The following is a 15,679-nucleotide window of genomic DNA, read 5'->3' as shown; positions in this document are numbered from 1 at the left end:
ATCATGCTGGATGACTTCGAAATCGGTCCCCATGCGATATCTCTTTTGATCGCATATCTTCTCGCTTTTCCGATCGGATGGAACAGGGAAAAGGAAGAACGAAGCGCGGGCTTGCGAACTTTTCCGTTGGTGGCGGTTGCGAGTTGCGGCTTTATTCAAGGGGCAGAGCATCTGATGCAGGACGAACCTGAGGCTCTGGCACGCTTGTTCGAAGGTATCATCACCGGTGTCGGCTTCATTGGTGGCGGGGCTATTTTGCAGCAGAAAAATGCGGTGCGCGGGACGGCGACAGCGGCGAGCCTATGGGTGACCGGGGCTATCGGCGTGTCGGTAGGTGTCGGCAGCTATGATGTCGCCGTCATGTTATCCCTTTTTGCGTTTTTGACCCTGCAGATACTTTCTCCGTTCAGCCGGAAACTGTCGCCTGACACACAGAAGCAGGAAGTCGAGGACTGACATGTGAAATGAGAAAGGGCGTCACAACACCCTTTCACTTTCATTAGCTTGATGCTGACATTCGGCTGAGTTCGGCGATATGCCTTTCAACCACTGGTACAATTTCTCCAGCTGCCTTTTTCAATGCGTCGTTGTCGCCATTGGCCGCAAAACCCTGATGTAACGCAAGCGCCTTTTGATGCGCTGTGGCTTGATGCCGCATATAGATCATATCAATCGAGTTCGCATCGGCAGTCCGTAATTCATCCAGCATGCGCTGTTGTTCCGCATCAAGCTTAGGAGCCGGGGGCGTCACATTCGCGCTTTTGGCAGCTGCTTTAAGCTTTTCGGTCGATTGTGTGTGATTGTCGATCATCATTTGGGCAAATTTCTTAAGATCTGCATTTTGTGACTTGGCAATAAGTGCCTTGGACGATTCAATTTCCCACATGTCGCCAGACCCCGCCATCGCCAGATATCCATTGGCGTCGGTAGGTACAGTACCATCGGTCATATTATCGGAATTTGTGGTACCTGCATCTGCCGTCATGGGCGTTTGCACGGTGGAGTCGGTTACGCTGCCGGCGTTGTCTGTCGTTTCGGTCCCACCGCAGGCGGCGAGGGCGACGGCCATTGTGAGCACTGGAAATGTCTTCATGATTGGGTCCTTTCCTGTCGATATTCTGGAACCGGATGTCAGCGGCATTGTTCCGTTCCGAAACTCTTCCCGACTGGCCGAAAAGGCGCTCTGACCCTTTATGAAGCGATAGGGATGCCCGCCCAAAACCAACCGTTTCGTTAAACCCGCGCTTGGTTAGCGCTTCACAAGCAATGCAAATCATAAAGTTACCAAGCGGGGGAACAAGGTTGGCGGTTAGAAGATTGGACCGGTCATCAGATGACGAGAAAAGGCAAATGGCATGTCGACGATGATGTATGACCTACTTCCAGATCAGGAATGGGATGGATGGCGCCTGCAAAAGTCGGGATCGCAGCGCGCGGAAAGCATTTTCCTCAGCAAGGAAATGGCAATGCGGTTGCTGCCCGAAGCGACGGAAGGCGGTTGCACTGTACTGATCCGCGACATGCAGGGACGTGTCGAGAGTTCGGTCATTCTAGATTAGGAGAGACGAGATGCCCCGCGGAGACAAGGACGCCTATACGGATAAGCAGAAGCGCAAGGCCGCGCATATCGAGGAAAGCTATGAGAAGCGCGGTATGCCCGCAAAAGAGGCAGCGGGAAGAGCATGGGCCACGGTGAACAAGGAGTCGGGCGGGGGTAACAAGTCCGGTTCTGGCCGTGGAAAGAAAGAGACGAAGGTTTCATCCAGCCGAGGTGGCCGTGCACAGAAATCGGGCTCGAGTGAACAGCGAAGTGCCGCAGCGCGCAAAGGTTGGGACACGCGGCGCAAAAATGCGTCGAAAAACAAATCCTGATCTTCAGTTGTTGCCGCCGCTTTTTGAATCAGTGGTGACGCGGTCAATCGCCATTCCGGCTGAGAAACCGTGCACGACCGTGGAGATGATGATCGTGACGGCCACAATGGCCCATAGTTGCGGGGCATGGGGCAATTCCGCGTGCGTTCCGGCATAGGCAAGATAATAGATCGAACCGACCCCTCTTATTCCGTAAAATGCCACAACCAAACGCTCACGAAATGTGAAAGTCGTTGCCGAGAGCGACATCCAGGCGAACAGCGGCCTAATCACAAAGACGAGTGCCACCGATATCGCGATGACCTGCCATGTTACATAAGGAAGGACGGATGGCAGCGCCGCGCCAAGCGCTACCAGCAACAGAGCGGTCAGGGCGCGTTCAAGCGCCTCCACAAAATCATGGAGTTTGGCGTGATAATTATGAGTGGTTTCGGATCTGCGTAACGTCAGACCTGCGACAAATACCGCGATGAAACCGTAACCTTCCACCAACTCGGTCAGGCCATAAACCATGAGCACGCCTGCGAAGGCCATCAAGCCCGATTCTGTTTCGGACAATGCGTTATGGCTTGGAAAGTCGAACAGGAGTTTCGAGACCACCCAGCCAATAGCGAGCCCCATGACCACACCCGTCGCTATGCGATAACCCACGTCGACCAGCAGCCATTCCGTGATCAGCCCAGCCGACCAGCCGCCAGCCGCGATCAACGCCATGGCCAGATAGAGGAAAGGGAAGGCGAGGCCGTCGTTAAGACCTGCCTCCGTCGTCAGCGTGAATCGAACCGGATGCTCGCCCCCCTCAAGGGGTGGTCCCACCTGGACGTCCGAAGCGAGAACAGGGTCGGTCGGGGCTAGAACGGCACCCAATAAAAGGCCGGTAGCAAGTGCCAAGCCAGCAGCCATGCTGATCAATGCGACCGATGCAATTGTCACGGGCATCGCGACCGCCAGTAGCAGGACGGTCGGTTTCCAGTTTTTCCAGACTCGAAGTCGGTCAATCCGGATTCCCACACCGAACAACCCGATGACCACGCAAAGCTCACTTATCATTTCCCATGCTTTGGGCGCGGCAATCGGATTGAAGGGAGCAGCGGCGATGGGCGTCAGTTCAACGGTCAGAAATCCGAAGGCAATCAGCAAAGCAGACGCAGCCGGCTCCCTTCCAGAGATCCAGCGTGGTATCCAGTTTGAAAAAAGAATGGCACAGCCGACCGCTGCAAGGATGATATGGTAGGCAGAGAATTCAAAAAGGGATGACAAAATAATCTCGCTGTAACTGCACATGTCCCGTCCGGACATGCGCCCTCTATGGCACGGGTTGGTCGCCGGGATAGCATATAATCTGCCAATTACGGTGAGTTGTGATTAAGTAATGGTCCAGCTTTTCCCCATGTGGAGTGTGTAGCTTAACCCGAAGCGCTGTTTCCTGGCGCGCTTGTTTTGGCACAATGGCCTTGTTGGGGTTTGGTGCACGCCAATAACGACAATGGTGGGAGCATTATCCGCCCCTTTACGGCAAATTTCGTGCCCTGCAGTTTGGCGGAGACCTTCATCTGGAAGGCACTTGAGAGGTCGGCTTTGCGACTCTCGGCCAACCATCAACCCAATGGATTTCGCTAATCAGCAGGACGCGTCGGCTATTTACCTCGTCAAGATCGGCTGTCCGTGGACGCAACCGATCCACGGCATGATAGGCGATAAAGGTGCGCCCGTTTGTGTCTTCAATGATGCTATTATGCCCGGGCGCCATCCAACGGTCATCAGCCTCTAATATCACACTGTTCTTCGCACCCGTTGCCTGCGCCAGAGTCTCAAATGGTCCGGTCGCTTTGCGCGATCGGGCTACCATAACCGCGTAATGCGCATTGGGTCCGCAGCAGTTGTCTCCGGAATAGAACAGATAATAATAACCGTCACGACGCATGACCCATGCGCCCTCGACAAGCCTTTGATAATTGTCAGGATTGTTGTCAGCAATGACGGGAACAAGTTCGATTACCGGGGCGTCTTTGGAGAAGGAAACCCTATCGGCGGCAAGTTCGCGTACCTTGATTGGTCCGAATCCGGAGCCCCAATAGAGCAAACGCTGTCCCGACTGGGGGTCGTCAAACGACATCGGATCAATGTTGATAAAACTGTCGCCGCACTGGAGTGGACTGCCTATATCGCGAAATGGTCCTTGCGGGTCATCCGCTACCGCAACTGCGAGACAGAGTCCGCTTTTCCCATCCACAAGAGCAATGTCTGGCTTGGCGGAATAATAGAGAAAAAAGCGACGATCATGTTCTGCGACGTGCGGCGCCCAGATGTCCTGAGTTTGTCGCGCCCACGCCGGCTTCTGCGGTAATGCATCGTTCAAGCGCTCCCATGAGGCAAGTTCTCTCGACCGGGCCACCTGAACATTGTGCATCACGCCCTCAACTTCCCCTTGCGTGGCATAAGCATAATAATAGCCATCGCTCGCCCTGATGATGGTGGGGTCCGGAAAATTGGCATCCAGTACCGGATTTGTGATTGCAGGGGTCGTTTTGCTCCCACTTGTCGCGCAACCTGTAAGCATTATGGCAAAGAAGGTAGCGATGAACAGTAGGCTTGTCGGCTTTGTGACCATAGGGCTCTTTCAATCAATCAGGCTAAATTGCCAGGCGATAGTGTGACGATAGGTTTCGTTGGGCCCGATGCGGCATGCGGGAAATTGCGGCTGGTTCGGTGCATCGGGGAAATTTTGTGGTTCGAGGGCAATTGCGTCACCCATGCGATAAAATTTGCCGCTTTTTCCGCTGGTAGTGCCATCGAGGAAATTGCCGGAGTAAAACTGCAAGCCTGGTTCGGTAGAAGATAAGGTCATGCGTCTACCCGAGTGGGGATCTTCGAGTTGTGCGATTTGCCGCGGCCTTTGGGTGCGCCCCCCGTCCAATACCCAATTGTGGTCGTAGCCAAGCCCGACTGCAATTTGCCGATCGCGAGCATCGCGGACATATTCGCCAATTCGGCGGGGTTTGCGGAAATCAAAAAGAGATTGCGCGACATCCCGGATTTCGCCGGTGGGAATGAGCGCCCCGTCGACTGGCAGAAAACACGTTGCGTTGATGGAAAGAAGGTGATCGAGTGCGCTAAAGCCCGATCCTTCGCCGCTAAGGTTCCAGTAAACATGGTTTGTGAGGTTGACGATCGTAGGCGCGTCACTGCGGGCGGTATATTCTACCGAAAGCCGGTTGTTGTCATCAAGTTGGTAAGTTGCTGTTACGTTTAGCGTGCCGGGATAACCTTGATCACCGTCAGGGCTGATCAACTGAAAAGTCACGGAAACTGTTTCGTTGTCGACAGCCGCAACTGTCCAGTTGCGCTTGTCAAATCCCTCATTACCACCATGCAGGGAATTCGGACCGTCATTGGCCGGAACCTGATATGTGGTTCCGTCCAACGAAAAGGTTGCATGCGCAATCCTGTTTGCAAAGCGACCTATGGTAGATCCAAAAAATTGTGGTTTCGACAGATAGTCGTTTAAAGTTGGATAACCTGTGCTGACATCTTCGTAGATGCCATGCCGATCGGGTACACGTACCGCATGCAACGTTGCACCGTAAGTCAGAACACAGGCGCTGGCGCCGGTTTTGTTTCGTAAGGTGAATCGTTCCACCTCCGTGCCGTCTTTCAAATAACCGAAAGTGGATCGCTCGATGCCGAATTGCTGCACTGGTTGCCTCTTTTTATTTGAGATGATTTATATGATAATTTATAGGGTTTAGCAATCTAACCCGAGATCTATATTGAAAGAAACAATTGGCCGGGCCCAAACAGAGGAGATGATGTGAGAAAATTTGCTTTGTTGTTCGCACCTTTTGCTGCTTTGGCGCTGCAGCCGACATTGGCAAACAATCCGCCGTTCATCCCCGCATTTACGACTGATTTTCCCGATCCTTTTGTCATGCGCCACGGCGACGAGTTTCTGGCGTATGCAACGAACGCCCAAGGCGATCGCGCAAATGTGCAGATGGCCCGCTCCACAAATCTCGTCGATTGGACGTTAGTGGAAGAGGGAGGCAAACTGCATGATGCGATGCCCGTCTTGCCGCCCTGGGCGCGGGGCGGCTTCACCTGGGCGCCAGAGGTTTTGCGTACGAAGGACGGCTTCGTTCTGCACTTCACGGCGAAAGACCGTTCAAGCGATTTACAGTGTATCGGTTCCGCTTTCAGTGCCAGTCCTTTCGGTCCGTTTACGTCGCGTGATGAAAAACCACTTGTGTGCCAAACCGAAATTGGCGGTACAATCGATAGCCATGCCTTTCGAGATGAGGATGGCGCAAATTATCTGTACTTCAAAAATGACGGTAATAATCCCAAATTTGGGAAGAAGACCGACATCTTTGTGCAGCGCTTGAGTTCCGACGGGATGCGCGTCGAAGGAGAGGCGGTTTCATTGCTGCGTAACGACACGGAATGGGAAGCGCATGTAATCGAAGCCCCCACTATGGTGCGGCATGCAAACGGATATGCGCTTTTCTATTCGGCAAATCATTTTGGCTGGGAAAAACACCAGCGCCTGTCACCTTACGCCATAGGATATGCGGTTTGCAAAGGCCCCATGGGACCTTGCACGGATTCTCCGTCCAACCCCATTTTGTATAGTTATAATGACCGGAAGGCAGGCTGTCTGAGCGGGCCGGGCCATCAATCTGTTTTCGACGTTGGCGGCAAGCAATTCATCGCTTTTCACGGCTGGGCCGCGACCAAAGGATGTCGGCGTTTTGACAATCGCCGATATCTGTACATCGCACCGCTTCTCTGGAAAGATGGAGTGCCCCAAATTGGCGTCAGCCTGCGGCGCACACCTGCGCAATGAAGTCTTCGTGACGGGGCAAATGTTCGGCCATCCGGGTATAACTTGTGCGCATTTTTTCGAGCGCGTCGCTTGTCATAGCCGGATCAATTGCAAAAGCCGCAGGCTCTGTTTCCGCAGGCACAATCCCTTGGCCCAGTAACACTGCGACCCAACTTGCTGTTCCAAACAGTTCAAAACCCTCGCGAAAGAGGCGTCCTTTTGATTTCCAAAGATCGAGTTTTGTCGACAGACTGTCCGGCACATCCATCGTACGGCAATAATTCCAAAATTCGCTGTCATCACGCCGGGTCGCTTTGTAATGCAGGATCACAAAATCGCGAACATCTTCAAAAACTGCCTGCATTTGCCGGTTGTATTCGTCGCGTTCTAACGGATCGAAACGGCGGTCAGGGAACAGCGCCAGTAGTTTTGCGATGCCACTCTGGATCAGGTGGATGCTGGTCGATTCAAGTGGTTCAACAAATCCGCTTGAAAGTCCCAACGAGACGACATTCCTGTTCCAGGCCCGGCGGCGTCGCCCGGCGGTAAAGCTAAGCTGTCGAGGAGTGGCAAGGGCATCACCTTCAATAGCGGAAAGTAGCAAGGAGATGGCATCCTTGCTGTCTAAAAAGGAACTTGAATAAACGAGGCCGTTGCCCATGCGGTGCTGCAAGGGAATTCGCCATTGCCATCCGGCATGATGGGCTGTCGAACGTGTAAACGGGTCCGCCGGACCAAGAAGCTTACTTGGCACCGCAACGGCGCGGTCACAAGGTAGCCATTGGCTCCAGTCATCATATCCGGTGCCGAGTTTATCTTCTATCAACAGGCCCCGAAATCCGGAACAATCGATAAAAAGTTCACCCTCTACGATCCGTCCATCGTCCAGTCTGACATTGGCGATGTCCCCGTTGTCTGCGAGTCCGGCATCCACAATCTTGCCTTCTATCCGGCTGACACCCCGACCCTCGGCCAATTGTCTTAGAAATGCAGCATATAATCCGGCATCAAAATGAAAAGCATAGGCCAGTTGCGACAATGGAAGACGTGCATCTGGTCCGGGCCGGGCGAATTTGCCAAGTGCGGCGGCCGATGCGCTCATAGACCAATTTTGTATAGGCGGCATGTTGCGTGATTGTGCCTCGCGCAAGTAAAGCTGGTGGAAATTTATGCCCTGAAAATCCTGACCATGGGGTCCAAAAGGATGGAAATAGCGTTCACCACAGGCACCCCAATTCACAAACTCGATGCCAAGTTTGAACGTGCCCATCGTTGCCTTGAGGAACATGTCTTCGTTGATGCCGAGCATCGTATTGAATGCGATGAGAGGAGGAATTGTTGCTTCGCCGACGCCGACCGTTCCAATGTCATCGGACTCGATCAAACATATGTTGATGCCGGCTTTTAGCAGTGAAGCGAGGGCTGCCGCAGCCATCCACCCGGCTGTTCCACCGCCAACAATGACTATCTTCTGAATGTCATGGTCGCTCATATGAAAATCTTTGAGCTCATACTGCATGGGGCGCAACAGGCATCGGCTGAAGGCAGATACACTGTTGCGCCACAGGCTTCAGGTTTAGAAGCGGAAACGAACCCCGCCGGACAAAACCGATTCTTCCTGACGAACGACCATCGGGAAAATCTCTTCAGCGCTTGGCACGCCGCCGGGATAATTCACCCGAACGATATCTGATTTGAACGGGTCATTCAAAATGTTGGTCCAGTCGAAGAAGAGTGTTACCTTGTCGGTCACGGCATAGCTGCTGGACCAATCCAGACGCGAGACCGCATTGCCACGGCCTTGCAACGTGAAAAAGCCATCTCGTTCGGCCCGATCGGCCTCGGGGAAACTGCTCCGATGGTTATATGCAAGGCGAAGTGTCAATCCATCGCGTTCATACATACCGACCAGATTGTAGGTCCAGCGAGACACATCAGGTATGCGCGTGCGCAAGGTTGCGGCATTAGGTGCGCCCGGACCGGCAACACATGGTGCATTTGCCGTTGCGGGGCAGAAAAAGCCAAACTCCGCCTTCGCATCGATGTAGGTAACATTTGCCTGCGCTCCGAACCCGCTCATCCAGCCGGGTAGGAAATCGAAGAATCCGGATACTTGCGCTTCAACTCCTTTGATCCGCGCTTCGCGTGTATTCACCGGTCCTGAAATCACAAGTGTACGGCCTGTTTCCGGATCTGGCTGCGGAAATTCAAAGGCACGATTTGCTATAAATCCTTGCATGTCCCGGCGGAAAATTCCGAGCGACGCAAATCCTGTGCGCGAGAAATAATATTCAAGGCTGGCGTCATAATTGTCGGAATCAAGTGGCTGAAGGAATGGGTTCCCTCCAGAACCGGTGCGGATGCAATTGGTTTGACCCGGCGCACAGGGGGTCGCCGGAGCCAGCCTCAGTGCCGGATTCAGTTGTGCAAAATTCGGACGAGTGCGGGTTTGGGTAAAGGCAAATCGTGCCTGGACCGCTGGAGTGAATTGAACGCGCATGTTCGCGCTAGGTAACCAGTCGGTGTATGCTGTCGAAAAGCTGACCGCTGTCGGTCCGGTTGTGGAAAACAGGGTTCCATTGGTTTCGGTTTCTGTGCGTACAACACGCAAACCCAATTCACCGTCAACGACAACGCTACCCATGTCGAACTCATAATTCGCCTGCGCATATCCCGCGTAGGTTTTCTCATTTATGTTGAACGTGCGTCCGGGATCGACAGGCGGGCCGTCAACTGAACCGGCTCCTGTCAGCGTGATGTTAAACTGCCGAAGTTGGGTCAGGTTAGACTGTACGCTGTTGAAAGTGGGTCCGAACCAGCTAACCGGGAATGGCGCATTTTTATCACCCCGGAAACCGCTGGGTTGGAGCACATATTCCAGAGGCACAGCACTGATCGGAATACCCCGGTCTCGAAGATTCCAGTAAAAATCACCGGCCTGCGATGAAGCGTCGCGGTTGACGAACCGTAATCCCCAATTGAGTGACGGGAGGAAGTCTAACCCGGTCGGCTCATATTGAAAATCAAGGCGGGCCTGCCAATCGTCGCCTTTTGCTGTGAGATAATCTTCATAAAATCCGCGATAATTGTAAATTGCGGGGTTGGTTGGATCGACGCCCCGGATCTGGAAAGTCGGGCCTGATCCACCCGGCCGACCTGTGAACCAGTCGACCGAATAGTTTTTCGTGTTGATTTCATAATCGACACTTTCGGTACGCAGATCGAACGTGCTGTCTGTGCGTGCGATATCGGCAGTGATGCGTAGCGGTCCCGCATCCCAACGTCCGCCGACTGCGAACTGGTAAGTATTTGTATCGCGCTTGGTCGCGCCTTGGAATCCCCACGTATGATTGCCACCGCAACATGCGGTCGGATTGGTAACGGTGCCACTGATGATCTGACCGTTATTGATAACAAGGTTACTGTACGATGCACCGCCCCACAACGGCTGTGCCCACATACGGTCGGTTGCGCGTTCACGATAGCCTTGCCACAGACCCTCGACATAAATTTCGACATCGGGGTTCGGACGCCACTGGATCGCGCCATTAATCGAGGGACGCCAGCGTTCGGCTTCTGCATACTGGATTTCCGGCCAGTCGGGAGAGCGTGCGCCCGCCAGATCGGCGATAAAGAAGCCATGACGACGCACTGAATCGCGATAGTGCATGCGCGTGTATGAAAAATTGATCAGCGCTCCGATTTCGCCGTCACCGGCATCCCACCGGTCGGAAAGGAGCAACTGTGCATTCGGTTCGAGGTCGCGGGACTTGTCCGGATAAACACCCCAGACCGAACCTGCGATTTCTGAATCTTCAAAGTCAAACGGCCTTCGCGAACGGACATTGATCAATCCGGCAATGCCCGGTTCGACGAGATCTGCGCTTGATGTCTTGAACACGTCAATTGCGCTGATCCCTCCTGCCGGAAAATCCTGTAGCGCTACCGACCTGGTTTCGGCAGTGAAAATCTCCCGGCCATTATAGGTTGTGGTGTAATTGAACCGGTCAAGCCCGCGGACAAGCACACGGCTGGCTTCTCCTCCACGCCGCTCCACCTGAATTCCGGGAATACGTGCTGCGGTATCGGAAACAGCGACATCGGGAAGCTTGCCGATATCTTCAGCAACAATCGAATCCACGATTTTATCCGATCGTTGCTTAGTGCTTTGCGCGGATTCAAGTGACGCGCGAAGGCCGGAAACCACGATCGTGTCTTCGGCGGCAGCGTCGTCCTGGTCAGGCGCAGTGGCGTCCTGCGCCCAGACACTTGTAGCAGAAAGAGTCAGCACGACGAGCGATGCTGTGCAGCGAGCTATAGTCTTCAATCGCATTGGTTGTTCATCCCCTCTTTTTTATCGCAATAATGCGGTTCTCTGTTGGCATCATAAAGCAGCATCAAAGTGTGATGCAAGCATTTATATGATAAATCTGATTGAACAGATTGATTCTTGCCGAGCGTCACCATTCGGCCACACTTCCATCTGTGTGCCGCCAGATCGGATTTCGCCACCGATGACGGGTTTCGTGGGCAGCACGCACTTTCGCTTCGTCGATTTCCACGCCCAATCCCGGGCCGGTTGGAATCGCCAGATACCCGGCATTTGGTGTCAGTACGTCTGGGTTCTGGCAAAAGCTCAGCAGATCGTGGCCTTCGTTATAATGGATCCCCAGCGACATTTCCTGGATTACAACATTTGGCGACGATGCGGCGAGCTGCAGACAGGAGGCGAGTGCGAGAGGCCCGAGCGGACAATGCGGTGCAACCGCGATGTCGTAGCTTTCCGCCATTGCGGCAATCTTGCGACATTCGGTCAAGCCGCCTGCATGGCTGAGATCCGGCTGGATGATGTCAATTACGCCGCTTTCAAAAAAGCGCTTAAAGTCCCAGCGGGAATACAACCGTTCGCCCATGGCAATCGGCGTGCTGACCAGTGCGGCGAAGGCTGAAAAAGCCTCGGGATTTTCAGAAAGCAACGGCTCCTCGATGAAAAGAAGCCCCAGTGGCTCGAGTGCCCGTGCCAATTGCTTTGCCATGGGCCGGTGAAGACGCCCATGAAAGTCGACCCCTACGTCCAGTCCTGCACTCTTGGCCGCGTGCACACGTTCGATAACGTCATCGAACTGTGGTGCCCCGATGTAACCCATCTCGGAAGTGGCGTTCATTTTCACGGCCGAGAAGCCTTGTGCGCGACGCTTTTGCGCCGCCTCTGCGATATCGTCGGGCCGATCGCCTCCAATCCAGGCATAAGCCCGAACCTTATCGCGGACATATCCGCCCAGAAGTTCCCATGCCGGGACGCCGTAATGTTTACCCTTTAGATCCCAAAGCGCCTGATCCATTCCGGAAATCGCGGACATCAACACAGGGCCTCCGCGATAGAAGCCTCCACGGTAGCCGATTTGCCAAATATCCTCGATCCGTCGCGGATCCGCACCAACGAACCTATCCCGCAGCGCCTCAAGTGCGCCGTCAACTGCTTCGGCATGTCCTTCGAGGCTCGCCTCGCCCCAACCTAACTGTCCATTGTCTGCTTCCACTCTGACAAACAGCCAGCGGGGTGGAACGTGGAAGGTTTCTATACGAACGATTTTCATATTGAGCGCGCTATCCCTCGTGACAAAATCTATTTACATATTTATATGATAATACATACAATGCAACCAGAAGTAGAACCAAGTTAATCATCCGGGTTCGTTTTTCTGTAGATTAAGAAGATGGGACAAAGGGTTAGTGTGGGGCCAGCAACGATACATTGCCGTCGATTGGGGGACCACAAACCGCCGTGCTTGGTTGATTGATCCTACGCATGGCAAACTGGAAAGCTATGCGGATAACCAAGGTCTGCTGTCAGTTCCAAAAGGGGGATTTGAGGTTTCGGCAAGCGATCTGCGTAGCAGGTTTGGCGATTACCCCATGTTGCTTGCCGGCATGGTTGGTTCGGACAAAGGATGGCATCAGGTGCCTTACAAATCTTGCCCCACTGATCTTGCTGATTTGGCAAAAGGCATATTCTGGATGCAGGGCGGTTCGATTGGTATCGTACCAGGCGTTTGCCAAATTGACGGAAACGCAGACGTAATGCGTGGTGAAGAAGTTCAGGCGTTTGGAGCACTACAGCTTGGCACTGTCGCTGCCGATGGCCTTGTTTGTCATCCGGGTACACATAGCAAATGGGTGCGCCTGCAAGATGGCTTGATTGCAGGTGTACAAACCATGATGACGGGAGAAATCTTCAGCTTACTTCGCCGTGATAGTGTACTGTCATCGCAGATGCAAAATGAACCGGCAGCAAATCATTCGTTCGACGAAGGAGTTGATTTGGCATTAAATGGCGCACATCTGCTGTCATCATTATTCCAAGTTCGATCACAATATCTCTTGTCGACGCGCGAACTGGATGGTGCGTCTTTTGCCAGCGGATTGCTGATCGGCTCGGATGTGAGAGCAGGGCTGGCTGCCGGCCATCCTCGCGATATGATTGCGATTGTTGGGAACCAGCAGCTATCCACGCTCTATTTACGGGCGTTCGAGAGAGCCCGATTTCGCGCTCATATCGTAAACGATGACGATGCTTTTGTCGCAGGTATGCAGGCGATTGTCGACCATCTCCGCGTAGTGCAGGAAAACGCATCATGACAAAGGCCCGAAGTGAATTTCTCTCCAGAATGGCCGAGTGCCCGGTCATCGCAATATTGCGCGGCATCCGTACGGATGAAGTGGCGGATGTCGCTGACGCCTTGATCAGCGAGGGCATTGCCATGATCGAAGTTCCGCTGAATTCACCCGATCCGTTGGCGAGCATCGCCCGCCTTGCCGATCATTGCGCTGGTCGTGCGTTGATAGGTGCGGGTACTGTTCTCAATAAGAAGCAAATAGCGGATATTGCCGCCGCGGGCGGACAGCTAATTGTCTCACCGAATTGCAATCCGGAAGTAATCGAGGCTGCGTGTTCTGCAGACCTTGTTTCGATTCCGGGATACTTCAGTCCGACAGAAGCCTTCGCTGCGATCAATGCTGGTGCCCACGCGATTAAACTTTTTCCCGCCGAAGCTGCGACGCCGGAAGTTTTAAAAGCACAGCGGGCGGTATTGCCGACCGACATGCCCGTTTTGGTCGTAGGCGGGGTCACCACTGACAGAGTTCCTCAATGGAAGTCGGCGGGAGCAGACGGATTCGGGCTTGGCGGAGCCCTCTACCGGCCCGGCTATTCAGCATCGCAGGTCGCCAGAAATGCTGCAGCCTTTATCGCGGCAATCCGGGAGTAGCGCGCGTGACTATCCGCATTGCAATTGCTGGCTTTGGTAAAATAGCCCGTGACGAACATTTGCCGGCAATTCGTGCCCATGGAGGTTATGAATTGGCAGCAATCGTGTCACACGGGTCAGCCGCAGATATTGGTTGCCCCAAATTCGATACAATAGCGGAAATGATGACCGCTCTTCCCAGCCGTGTCGACGCGATAGCAATTTGCACTCCACCCAAGCCGCGTTTCGCACTTGCTTCGCAAGCAATTGCCGCAGGTCTGTCCGTACTTTTGGAAAAGCCTCCTGCAGCAACCTTAGGTGAGATGGATCAATTGGTCGCGCTTGCAAAGAAGCATGGTTCGCTGATTTACACGGCCTGGCACTCGCAACACGCTGCGGGCGTTGCGCCCGCTAAAGCAGTATTGGCGGGCGCGCCCGTCAAACGGATATCCTTGGTGTGGCACGAAGATGTTCGAAAATTTCATCCCGACCAGCAATGGATATGGGAACCCGGTGGGTTTGGCGTTTTCGATCCAGGCATTAATGGCCTTTCCATCCTAACACGCATTCTTTCTGTACCTCTATCAGTAAGAAGTGCCGAGTTGCTTTTTCCCGCCAACCGCCATGCACCCATTGCGACGCGTTTGAAATTTGACGGTGACGACCGGGTGGCGGATATGGATTGGCGGGGCATGGGGAAGGAACAATGGTCGATCAGCATCGAACTTGAATCGGGCGAGCAGGTCGAGCTTGTTGAAGGTGGTGCAAAATTGTTGATTGACGGTACGCCGCAATTGTTGCCTGTGGAGGGCGAATATTCCTCCATATACCGAGATTTTTCTGATCATGTTAATGCCGGCAAGAGCTTCATTGATGCCGAACCGCTTCGGATCGTAGCGGATGCATTTCTTATCGGAAAACGCAAGTTGGTGGGAGATTTTGTGTGAATTATCCGCTAAACCGTGCTGCATCGAATGGAGACCGGGGCACAATCCGGCAGGGGATATTTCGAATGGCTGAGTTTACGGAATTTAATACATCGGCTGCGATGGGGCGCAATCTGACTTATGGCATGCTGGACATGCTGGGTAAGGCCATTGTGACGGGCCAATTTGATAACCAAGGCTTTCCGACAGAAGCTGAGTTAGCCAAGCAATATGAGGTCAGCCGTTCCGTCGTGCGCGAAGCAGTAAAGATGCTCGGTGCGAAGGGTTTGCTGACGGCGCGTCCCCGAAAAGGTACAATGGTACAAGGCACGGATCGCTGGAACCTGTTCGATATCGATGTGCTGCGCTGGTTGCTTGATCGAAAGTTTTCGCTCGATTTGCTGCGCCAGTTTTCCGAATTGCGCGTGGCCATTGAACCTGCGGCCGCAGCTCTGGCTGCAAAAGCGCATGGTGCCGAAGGACTTGCCGCAATTCGGGCTGGTTTTGCGAGGATGGAAGCTGCGGAACAGGATGAGGATGATCCGCTCGAGGCCGATATTGCCTTTCACGTCGCCATTCTACAGGCATCGGCCAATCCATTTTATGCCCAGTTCCGTGATGTTGTAACAACCGCGTTACGGAGCTCAATCCGGTTTACCAACCGGTTTAAAGGGCGCACAGCCAGTTTGCCGCAACATAAGGCGGTGCTTGATGCGATTGCCAATCGGGATCCGCTTGCCGCGCAAGCAGCGATGACGGAACTGATTGCAGACGTGATGCACCTTATTGCCGATGCCGAAAACGCCGCCTGA

General features: G+C 53.7%; 15 protein-coding genes. 8 read left to right on the top strand and 7 right to left on the bottom strand.

Going from position 1 to position 15,679, the window contains the following annotated elements; translation table 11 throughout:
* Nucleotides 1–3: 3 nt before the first annotated feature.
* A complete protein-coding gene (locus FOM92_RS06555; RefSeq protein WP_143775956.1) occupies nt 4–456 on the top strand; it encodes an MgtC/SapB family protein in 453 nt (150 codons plus the stop codon).
* Nucleotides 457–499: 43 nt separating this feature from the next.
* Here FOM92_RS06555 and FOM92_RS06550 read toward each other — a convergent pair whose 3' ends face one another.
* Nucleotides 500–1,093 (bottom strand): DUF4142 domain-containing protein, encoded by a 594-nt coding sequence (locus tag FOM92_RS06550; protein WP_170226804.1) that lies wholly within the window; start codon nt 1,091–1,093, stop codon nt 500–502.
* A 262-nt stretch (nt 1,094–1,355) separates the two neighbouring features.
* Between FOM92_RS06550 and FOM92_RS06545 the strand changes: the two genes are divergently transcribed.
* Both FOM92_RS06545 and FOM92_RS06540 read left to right on the top strand, forming a co-directional pair.
* Nucleotides 1,356–1,559, top strand: a complete 204-nt coding sequence (locus FOM92_RS06545) for a DUF2188 domain-containing protein (protein WP_143775954.1) — start codon at nt 1,356–1,358, stop codon at nt 1,557–1,559.
* A 10-nt stretch (nt 1,560–1,569) separates the two neighbouring features.
* A complete protein-coding gene (locus FOM92_RS06540) occupies nt 1,570–1,872 on the top strand; it encodes a plasmid stabilization protein (protein WP_143775953.1) in 303 nt (100 codons plus the stop codon).
* Nucleotides 1,873–1,875: 3 nt separating this feature from the next.
* Here the strand turns inward: FOM92_RS06540 and FOM92_RS06535 are convergent, their stop codons facing one another.
* The 3 genes from FOM92_RS06535 to FOM92_RS06525 all read right to left on the bottom strand — a co-directional run bounded on the left by FOM92_RS06535 (nt 1,876) and on the right by FOM92_RS06525 (nt 5,569).
* Entirely contained in the window at nt 1,876–3,171 is a 1,296-nt protein-coding gene (locus FOM92_RS06535; protein ID WP_246087173.1) for a cation:proton antiporter, read from the bottom strand.
* Nucleotides 3,172–3,421: 250 nt separating this feature from the next.
* Nucleotides 3,422–4,483: a glycoside hydrolase family 43 protein gene (locus tag FOM92_RS06530; protein WP_143775952.1), complete on the bottom strand. Its 1,062-nt coding sequence runs from the start codon at nt 4,481–4,483 to the stop codon at nt 3,422–3,424.
* A gap of 9 nt (nt 4,484–4,492) precedes the next feature.
* Nucleotides 4,493–5,569: an aldose epimerase family protein gene (locus tag FOM92_RS06525; RefSeq protein WP_143775951.1), complete on the bottom strand. Its 1,077-nt coding sequence runs from the start codon at nt 5,567–5,569 to the stop codon at nt 4,493–4,495.
* Between the two features lie 114 nt (nt 5,570–5,683).
* On the opposite strand from FOM92_RS06525, the gene FOM92_RS06520 reads away from it, so the two are divergent.
* A complete protein-coding gene (locus FOM92_RS06520; protein ID WP_246087172.1) occupies nt 5,684–6,715 on the top strand; it encodes a glycoside hydrolase family 43 protein in 1,032 nt (343 codons plus the stop codon).
* Here FOM92_RS06520 and FOM92_RS06515 read toward each other — a convergent pair.
* The 3 genes from FOM92_RS06515 to dgoD form a co-directional block, all read right to left on the bottom strand.
* Complete coding sequence (locus FOM92_RS06515; RefSeq protein WP_143775950.1) at nt 6,687–8,186, bottom strand: tryptophan halogenase family protein; 1,500 nt, start codon at nt 8,184–8,186, stop codon at nt 6,687–6,689. The genes FOM92_RS06520 and FOM92_RS06515 overlap by 29 nt on opposite strands.
* Before the next feature lie 84 nt (nt 8,187–8,270).
* Nucleotides 8,271–11,027, bottom strand: coding sequence for a TonB-dependent receptor (locus tag FOM92_RS06510; protein ID WP_143775949.1), 2,757 nt, complete (start codon nt 11,025–11,027; stop codon nt 8,271–8,273).
* 127 nt (nt 11,028–11,154) lie between these two features.
* Complete coding sequence (dgoD, locus tag FOM92_RS06505) at nt 11,155–12,291, bottom strand: galactonate dehydratase (RefSeq protein WP_143775948.1); 1,137 nt, start codon at nt 12,289–12,291, stop codon at nt 11,155–11,157.
* A gap of 136 nt (nt 12,292–12,427) precedes the next feature.
* On the opposite strand from dgoD, the gene FOM92_RS06500 reads away from it, so the two are divergent.
* From FOM92_RS06500 to FOM92_RS06485, 4 genes are all read left to right on the top strand, one after another.
* Nucleotides 12,428–13,333: a 2-dehydro-3-deoxygalactonokinase gene (locus FOM92_RS06500; protein ID WP_143775947.1), complete on the top strand. Its 906-nt coding sequence runs from the start codon at nt 12,428–12,430 to the stop codon at nt 13,331–13,333.
* Nucleotides 13,330–13,962 carry a 2-dehydro-3-deoxy-6-phosphogalactonate aldolase gene (locus FOM92_RS06495; protein ID WP_143775946.1) on the top strand — a complete coding sequence of 211 codons (633 nt, stop codon included), beginning with the start codon at nt 13,330–13,332 and terminating at the stop codon, nt 13,960–13,962. The genes FOM92_RS06500 and FOM92_RS06495 overlap by 4 nt, the downstream gene beginning before the upstream one ends.
* A 5-nt stretch (nt 13,963–13,967) precedes the next feature.
* Nucleotides 13,968–14,888, top strand: coding sequence for a Gfo/Idh/MocA family protein (locus tag FOM92_RS06490; RefSeq protein WP_246087171.1), 921 nt, complete (start codon nt 13,968–13,970; stop codon nt 14,886–14,888).
* Between the two features lie 65 nt (nt 14,889–14,953).
* Nucleotides 14,954–15,679: a FadR/GntR family transcriptional regulator gene (locus FOM92_RS06485; RefSeq protein ID WP_143775944.1), complete on the top strand. Its 726-nt coding sequence runs from the start codon at nt 14,954–14,956 to the stop codon at nt 15,677–15,679.

It is taken from the genome of Sphingorhabdus contaminans (genome assembly GCF_007280415.1).
Lineage (GTDB): Bacteria > Pseudomonadota > Alphaproteobacteria > Sphingomonadales > Sphingomonadaceae > Sphingorhabdus_B > Sphingorhabdus_B contaminans.
Note: the sequence above shows the minus strand (reverse complement) of the source record. Positions and strands in the feature narration are given on the sequence as shown.

What these genes read in the sequence shown, in the direction of transcription:
- FOM92_RS06555 (WP_143775956.1), top strand. Translation starts at nt 4, where the DNA reads ATGCTGGATGACTTCGAAATCGGTCCCCATGCGATATCTCTTTTGATC.
- FOM92_RS06550 (WP_170226804.1), bottom strand. Translation starts at nt 1,093, where the DNA reads ATGAAGACATTTCCAGTGCTCACAATGGCCGTCGCCCTCGCCGCCTGC.
- FOM92_RS06545 (WP_143775954.1), top strand. Translation starts at nt 1,356, where the DNA reads ATGTCGACGATGATGTATGACCTACTTCCAGATCAGGAATGGGATGGA.
- FOM92_RS06540 (WP_143775953.1), top strand. Translation starts at nt 1,570, where the DNA reads ATGCCCCGCGGAGACAAGGACGCCTATACGGATAAGCAGAAGCGCAAG.
- FOM92_RS06535 (WP_246087173.1), bottom strand. Translation starts at nt 3,171, where the DNA reads ATGTCCGGACGGGACATGTGCAGTTACAGCGAGATTATTTTGTCATCC.
- FOM92_RS06530 (WP_143775952.1), bottom strand. Translation starts at nt 4,483, where the DNA reads ATGGTCACAAAGCCGACAAGCCTACTGTTCATCGCTACCTTCTTTGCC.
- FOM92_RS06515 (WP_143775950.1), bottom strand. Translation starts at nt 8,186, where the DNA reads ATGAGCGACCATGACATTCAGAAGATAGTCATTGTTGGCGGTGGAACA.
- FOM92_RS06510 (WP_143775949.1), bottom strand. Translation starts at nt 11,027, where the DNA reads ATGCGATTGAAGACTATAGCTCGCTGCACAGCATCGCTCGTCGTGCTG.
- dgoD (WP_143775948.1), bottom strand. Translation starts at nt 12,291, where the DNA reads ATGAAAATCGTTCGTATAGAAACCTTCCACGTTCCACCCCGCTGGCTG.
- FOM92_RS06495 (WP_143775946.1), top strand. Translation starts at nt 13,330, where the DNA reads ATGACAAAGGCCCGAAGTGAATTTCTCTCCAGAATGGCCGAGTGCCCG.
- FOM92_RS06485 (WP_143775944.1), top strand. Translation starts at nt 14,954, where the DNA reads ATGGCTGAGTTTACGGAATTTAATACATCGGCTGCGATGGGGCGCAAT.